This is a genomic window from Faecalibacterium longum, assembly GCF_040094125.1.
Classification (GTDB): Bacteria; Bacillota; Clostridia; order Oscillospirales; family Ruminococcaceae; genus Faecalibacterium; species Faecalibacterium longum.
The window spans coordinates 1-5,706 of the sequence record NZ_JBBNIH010000021.1 but is presented as its reverse complement, the minus strand read 5'-3'; the positions used below and the strand labels follow the sequence as shown (position 1 = coordinate 5,706).

Below are 5,706 nucleotides of genomic sequence, written 5' to 3'. Positions count from 1 at the left end.
CAAATCTTCCCCATTTCGGGAGCTTTTGCAAATACTGTTTTATGGGAACTCTGCTACGGGGAACGCCCTGTTGTACACATCACTATCGTCTGTGGCTTTAATCGCAAGTTTTACAAGCAGTGCAATTCTCAACAACTTGTTTGCGATATGCAATTCACGGTTGTTGCCAACGAATCAAATCGTGAATTGCGATGGCAGGGTGCGTCCTATTCAGGGGCGCACCCTGTTTTTTTACTATGCTTCATCATTTTCTGCGCGCAGCATCCGGTATCCGACACCAACATGGGTCTGGATCAGATGCGGCGCATCCGGGTATCGTTCCAATTTTTTGCGCAGGGATGCCATGTAAACTCGCAAGGAAGCAATGTCATTTTCCTGCGTACTGCCCCATACTTTCTGCGTGAGGGAGGTATGCGTCAGCACTTTGCCCACATTATGCGCCAGCACACACAACAGTTTGTACTCGATGGGGGTCAAATGCAATTCATTCTCGCTCAGCCAGACGCAGCCTGCCGAGAAGTCGATCTTCAAAGGACCATTGACAAAAACCGGACTATTTATGCCGTCAGAAGCCAGCAGATTCAATCGGCGCTGCGTTACACGCAGTCTTGCCAGCAGCTCATCCACGGAAAACGGCTTTGTCAGATAATCGTCTGCGCCGTTGTCCAGTGCCTCGATCTTATCAGAATCTTCGCTCCGGGCACTCAGGACGATGATGGGCAGGTTCGACCATGTGCGGACGCTGCGGATGACCTCGATGCCGTCTATATCGGGCAGCCCAAGATCCAGCAGCATGATGTCCGGATTGTGGCTGGTAGTCATCATGATCGCCGTTTCCCCATTGGAAGCAGTCAGATATTTATAGCCGTGGGTTTTCAGGGTCGTTGTGATCAGACACCGTACAGGAACATCATCCTCTACGACCAGAATGGACGGCTTATTCATGAATATTCACCTCACTTTGCGGCAATGCAAAGGAAAAGACACTGCCATTGGGAATGTTGTCACGCAGGGTCAATGTTCCGCCGTGAGCAGTCAGAATCGCTCGGCAGAGGGGCAAACCCAGTCCAAGGCTGCGGTGGCTGTCTGCGATGCGGCTCTGCCCGGTATAAAACATCTCGAACACCTGTGCTTTTGCGCGATCCGGAATGCCGGGACCGTTATCTGCAACTTCCACTACGACCTGATGGTCTTTCCGGTAAGCCGAAATCTGAATGACCGAGCCCACAGGGGTGTATTTGATGGCGTTATCCACCAGATTGACAACGACCTGCATGATCAGCCGTGCATCCACATTGACCAAGAGGATCTCGTCCCCATACTGTGTTGTGATGGTGTGTTCGCAGCTTTTCCGGTTGACATGATGCAGTGCTTCTTCGATCATTTCGTCCATCAGCTGCGGCGAGATCTGCAGATTCATCCGCCCATCTTCAATGCGGGTGATGGAAAGCAGATTTTCCACCAGACCGATCAGCCATTGCGCATCGTCAAAAATATCGGTGCAGATCTTGTTCCGGGTCTCTGTATCCAGCGTTTCTCCGTTGGAAAGCAGATTGCTGGCATTGCCGGAAATGGATGTCAGCGGGGTGCGCAGGTCATGGGAGATCGTGCGCAACAGATTTGCCCGCAGCTCTTCATTTTTTGCCTGCACTGTTGCCTGCTCTTTTTCCAGTGCGTTTCTGCGGTTTTCGATGGCCAGCGCACCTTCGCCCAGAATGGAGAGCAGCACACTGTTTTCAAAGGCATCCAGCGGTTTTTCAGACAGGTCGATCCCAACCACTCCAAACACGCCGCCTCCGGTCCGAAGTGCAAGATAAAGTCCCTTTGCGTCCGGGTAGCTATCCGTGCCTGCGCCGGAACGCTTTTTGTTTGCAAATGTCCAATTTGCTGCATCACGTTCTTCCGGTGCAGAAAAGATGTTTTGCGCCGTTTCCCCGTCAACCGAAAAAATCTGTTCTGCCCCAAGACCTCCGTTTTGTTCCGGGTAAACGATCAGGCTCCGGTTCAGCAGCTTCATCAACTGGAACGCTGTCTGAGAGAGGATTTCTTCCTCACTTTTTGCTCTCTGTAAAAGCTGATTTGTGTCAAACAGTATTTTTGTCCGGAATGCTGCCTGCGCAGACATTTTTGCATGGTCTTTCAGCCGTGTCGTCAACGTACAGGTAATGATCGCAGAGGTCAGCATCAGGGCAAATGTGACCTGATAACCGGGGTCATACGCATGGAATGTCAGGCGCGGTTCCGTCAAGAAAAAATTGTATAGCGCAACACTGGCAATGGAGCCCAGCACACCGCAGGTGTAGCCGCTGGTACACAATGCGGTGAACAGCACCCCCAGCATATAGAGCATAATAATATTATAACGCGCAAAGTCCAGTTGCAAGAAAAAGAAGCCGATGAGCGTGATGCAGCTCAGGATGCCTGCGGTGATCAGCAGATCACAGACAGAGGGTAGAAGCGGACGGATGAACAGCTTCCGTCCTGAACCGTAGCCGTTCTCTGCAGAAGCATCCGGGATGATATAAATATCCAGATTGGGGGCAGTCAGCGTCAATTTTTCAGTCAGTGACGGTCCACTCCAGAAATGGCGGCGATGTACGCTGGAGCGCCCCAGTACGATTTTTGTAATGCCAGAGATCCGGGCAAACTCTGCGATCTGCTGCGGAATGTCATCTCCGTAGATCGTAGAAATGTCGGCACCTGCCTGCTCTGCCATACGAATGTGCTGCTGCAAACGCCGACAGTCTTCTTTTCCCATCTGATCCGAATCCGGAGTCCGGACATACAGAGCTGTAAAGGTCCCTCCAAACGCCTTTGCCATCGTTGCTGCCGTCCGCACGATCTTTGCATTGGAGGGAGAGGACGACAGACACGCCAGAATATGTTCAGTGGGTGGGTCGTTCTGATTCATAAAGATCACCTGCCTTGCCCACAGTATAGCACAATTTGATGGTCACGACCACCAGCCACGTCTTTTTCCTTCCTGTCGAATGATCTCCTTCCGCATGTGATCCAGCGCATCTGCTGCCCAAAAACCACTCAACATGACTCCAAGAACCATCAATAACAAAGCGACATCCATACGATCCGTCCTATCTTTTTAGAGCCGGAAACACTTCTGGATCGATGCGTATTTTCCCAAAACCAGCATACTTTCATCCCGGCACAGCTGCGTATCCGGCGTGATGTTCATATCGAGCTTTCCGTCTTTTTTCAGTGCAAGAATATTGATGTTATACTTTTTTCGGATATTGATCTCGCCAATCGTGCGATCCATCCATTCCGGCGGAATGGTCACTTCCATGATGGCGTGGTCGTCCTGCAGCTCGATATAATCCAGAATGTGTTCGGAGCTGTATCGGATCGCTGCCCACTTCGCCAGCTGCTTTTCCGGGTAGACCACTTCATCCGCACCGTTGCGCAGCAGAAACTTGGCTTGTACATCCCGCTCTGCACGCGAGACCACAAGCTTTGCACCCAGCTCCTTAAGCAGTGATGTCGTTTCCAGTGAACTTTGAAAATTGCCGCCGATGGTTACGATACACACATCAAAATTGCCGACACCAAGGGAGCGCAGAAAGTATTCGCTGGTACTGTCACCGATCTGTGCATTCGTCACATAGGAAAGCACGGCATTCACACGGTCTTCGTTGCTGTCGATTGCCATGACCTGATGACCCAGCTCATTCAGTTCCTGCGCAATATGGCGGCCAAAACGGCCAAGCCCAATCAAAAGAATCGATTTCATAGTTGCCTCCTTTATCCGATTGCGATCTTCTCCTGCGGCAGACGAGAGTTGGCAGGGCTGCTGCCAAATGCCGCATAGATCAACGTCAATCCGCCCACACGTCCCAAAAACATCAGTGCGATCAGCACCCCCTGCGAAAGGATCCCCAGTTGCGGCGTGATGCCCAATGTCAGACCCACCGTTGCCACAGCCGAAGCAGTTTCATACAAACAGACTGACATCGGCAGCTGCTCAGCCGCAGCAATGACAAAGGCTCCGAGGCAGAACAGCGTCAAATACATCCCTGCGATCGTGGCAGCATTCTTGACCGCGGAACCATCTATGCGCCGCCCGAAAAATTCGGCATCTTCTCTGCGGCGGAAGGTTGCCCACATATTGGCCAGCAGAACGGCAAATGTTGTGGTTTTCATGCCGCCTGCCGTAGAGCCGGGCGAACCGCCCAACAGCATCAGAACCACCATCAACGCCTGTGAAGCGCTGCCCATCGCAGCAAGATCAGCGGTGTTAAAGCCGGCAGTACGGGGTGTAACGGATTGGAACATCGACAATAAAATGCGCTGTCGGGCAGAGCCTGCCGTGAACTCGAAGCAATAAAAGTACAGCGTCGGCAGTACCAGAAGAAATGCTGTTGTAACAAGGATCACCTTGCTCTGCATCCGATAACGGTGAAAATCAAGGCGATATGTACAAATATCCTCCCATGTCAGAAAACCAAGGCCGCCAAAGACGATCAGGGCCGCGATCACTGTGGTAAGCAATGGGTCACCTGCATACCGTGTCAGCGAAACAAATTTTGCTTCCTCTGTTCCCAGCAGGTCAAACCCGGCATTGCAGAACGCCGAAATGGAATGAAACAGTGCGTACCAGATCCCGCGCAAACCATAATCGGTGCAAAATGTCGGCAGCAGCAGTGCCGCACCGGCCAATTCAAACAGGGCGGTGATCCGCAGAATAAAGCCTGTCAGCCGCACGATGCCGCCCATCTGTGGGGCAGCCGTAGCTTCCTGCATCGTGCTGCGCTGCTTGAGGGAGATCTTTCGCCCAGAAAGCAGCGCAAAGGCAGCGCCCACCGTAATGACACCCAATCCTCCGATCTGGATCAGAAGAAGAATTACGCTCTGCCCGAATGCCGACCAGTAGCTGCCGGTATCCTGAACCACAAGCCCGGTCACGCAAAGGGCAGAGGTGGAAGTAAACAGCGCCTCATGGAACGGTGTAACGCACCGCTGCTGTGCAGCAATCGGAAGCATCAGAAGCAACGCGCCCACCAGATCAACTGCCGCAAAACCTGCAATAATGACCTGAAAAGAAGAAAAACGGTGCTGCCTGTAACGAGGATATTGAATCATAAAAGCTCCTTTACCTATCCGTGTGCATAAAGATTAGCATGGAATAGATAAAGGAGCCGTAAAGAAAATTGTAGAAGTATAAAGATTCCATTAAAATTGATCGGCCAACACTAAAAAATGCCGGACATCACCAGCCAAAAAATGGTAATGTCCAGCATTTATTCAAATTTCTAACCCATGGCTCTCGGCCACATTCTTCAAATATTTCTCCGGGTCGCCATTCAGAATCAAATCCGCGTAGCCCAGCGGGTCATTGTAGATGAGATAATCCAACTCCGACCTCTGCGCCATGGTTACATCCAGCGCATCCTCGATCCCAGTGCAGTCAATGGAAATTTTTCTTTCATCCCGGAGCAGCAGCTCCACGCAGCCGGTGTCCATGTTGAAATGACAAAGCTCTTGCATCGTACTTCATGTTCGTATCCTCCTGAAATCATGTCGTAGCTTATATCGCCCAATCTATGATTTCGGATTTCATCTTCCACGGACGCCCATATTGAATTTTCCGAAGAAAACAAATAATCCGAACCCGTCTCCTATCGGAAACAAGTTCGGATTATTTTTGTTTGGTCCGAGTGGCGAGAATCGAACTCACGGCCTCTTGAACCC

4 protein-coding genes and 1 pseudogene are annotated in these 5,706 nt (G+C 51.3%); all 5 read right to left on the bottom strand.

Annotated features, from left to right (window positions below; genetic code table 11):
- Nucleotides 1-234 precede the first annotated feature (234 nt).
- Nucleotides 235-945, bottom strand: coding sequence for a response regulator (locus AAAU26_RS00165; protein ID WP_005926942.1), 711 nt, complete (start codon nt 943-945; stop codon nt 235-237).
- The gene (locus AAAU26_RS00160; RefSeq protein ID WP_227619672.1) at nt 938-2,911 is read right to left on the bottom strand and encodes an ATP-binding protein; all 1,974 of its coding nucleotides are present in this window, start codon (nt 2,909-2,911) and stop codon (nt 938-940) included. Before AAAU26_RS00160 ends, AAAU26_RS00165 begins: the two co-directional genes overlap by 8 nt.
- Before the next feature lie 189 nt (nt 2,912-3,100).
- A complete protein-coding gene (locus tag AAAU26_RS00155) occupies nt 3,101-3,748 on the bottom strand; it encodes a potassium channel family protein (protein WP_015565003.1) in 648 nt (215 codons plus the stop codon).
- Between the two features lie 11 nt (nt 3,749-3,759).
- Entirely contained in the window at nt 3,760-5,097 is a 1,338-nt protein-coding gene (locus tag AAAU26_RS00150) for a TrkH family potassium uptake protein (RefSeq protein WP_227619673.1), read from the bottom strand.
- 162 nt (nt 5,098-5,259) lie between these two features.
- Nucleotides 5,260-5,512 (bottom strand): annotated as a pseudogene (locus tag AAAU26_RS00145) (DUF6061 family protein).
- Nucleotides 5,513-5,706 lie beyond the last annotated feature (194 nt).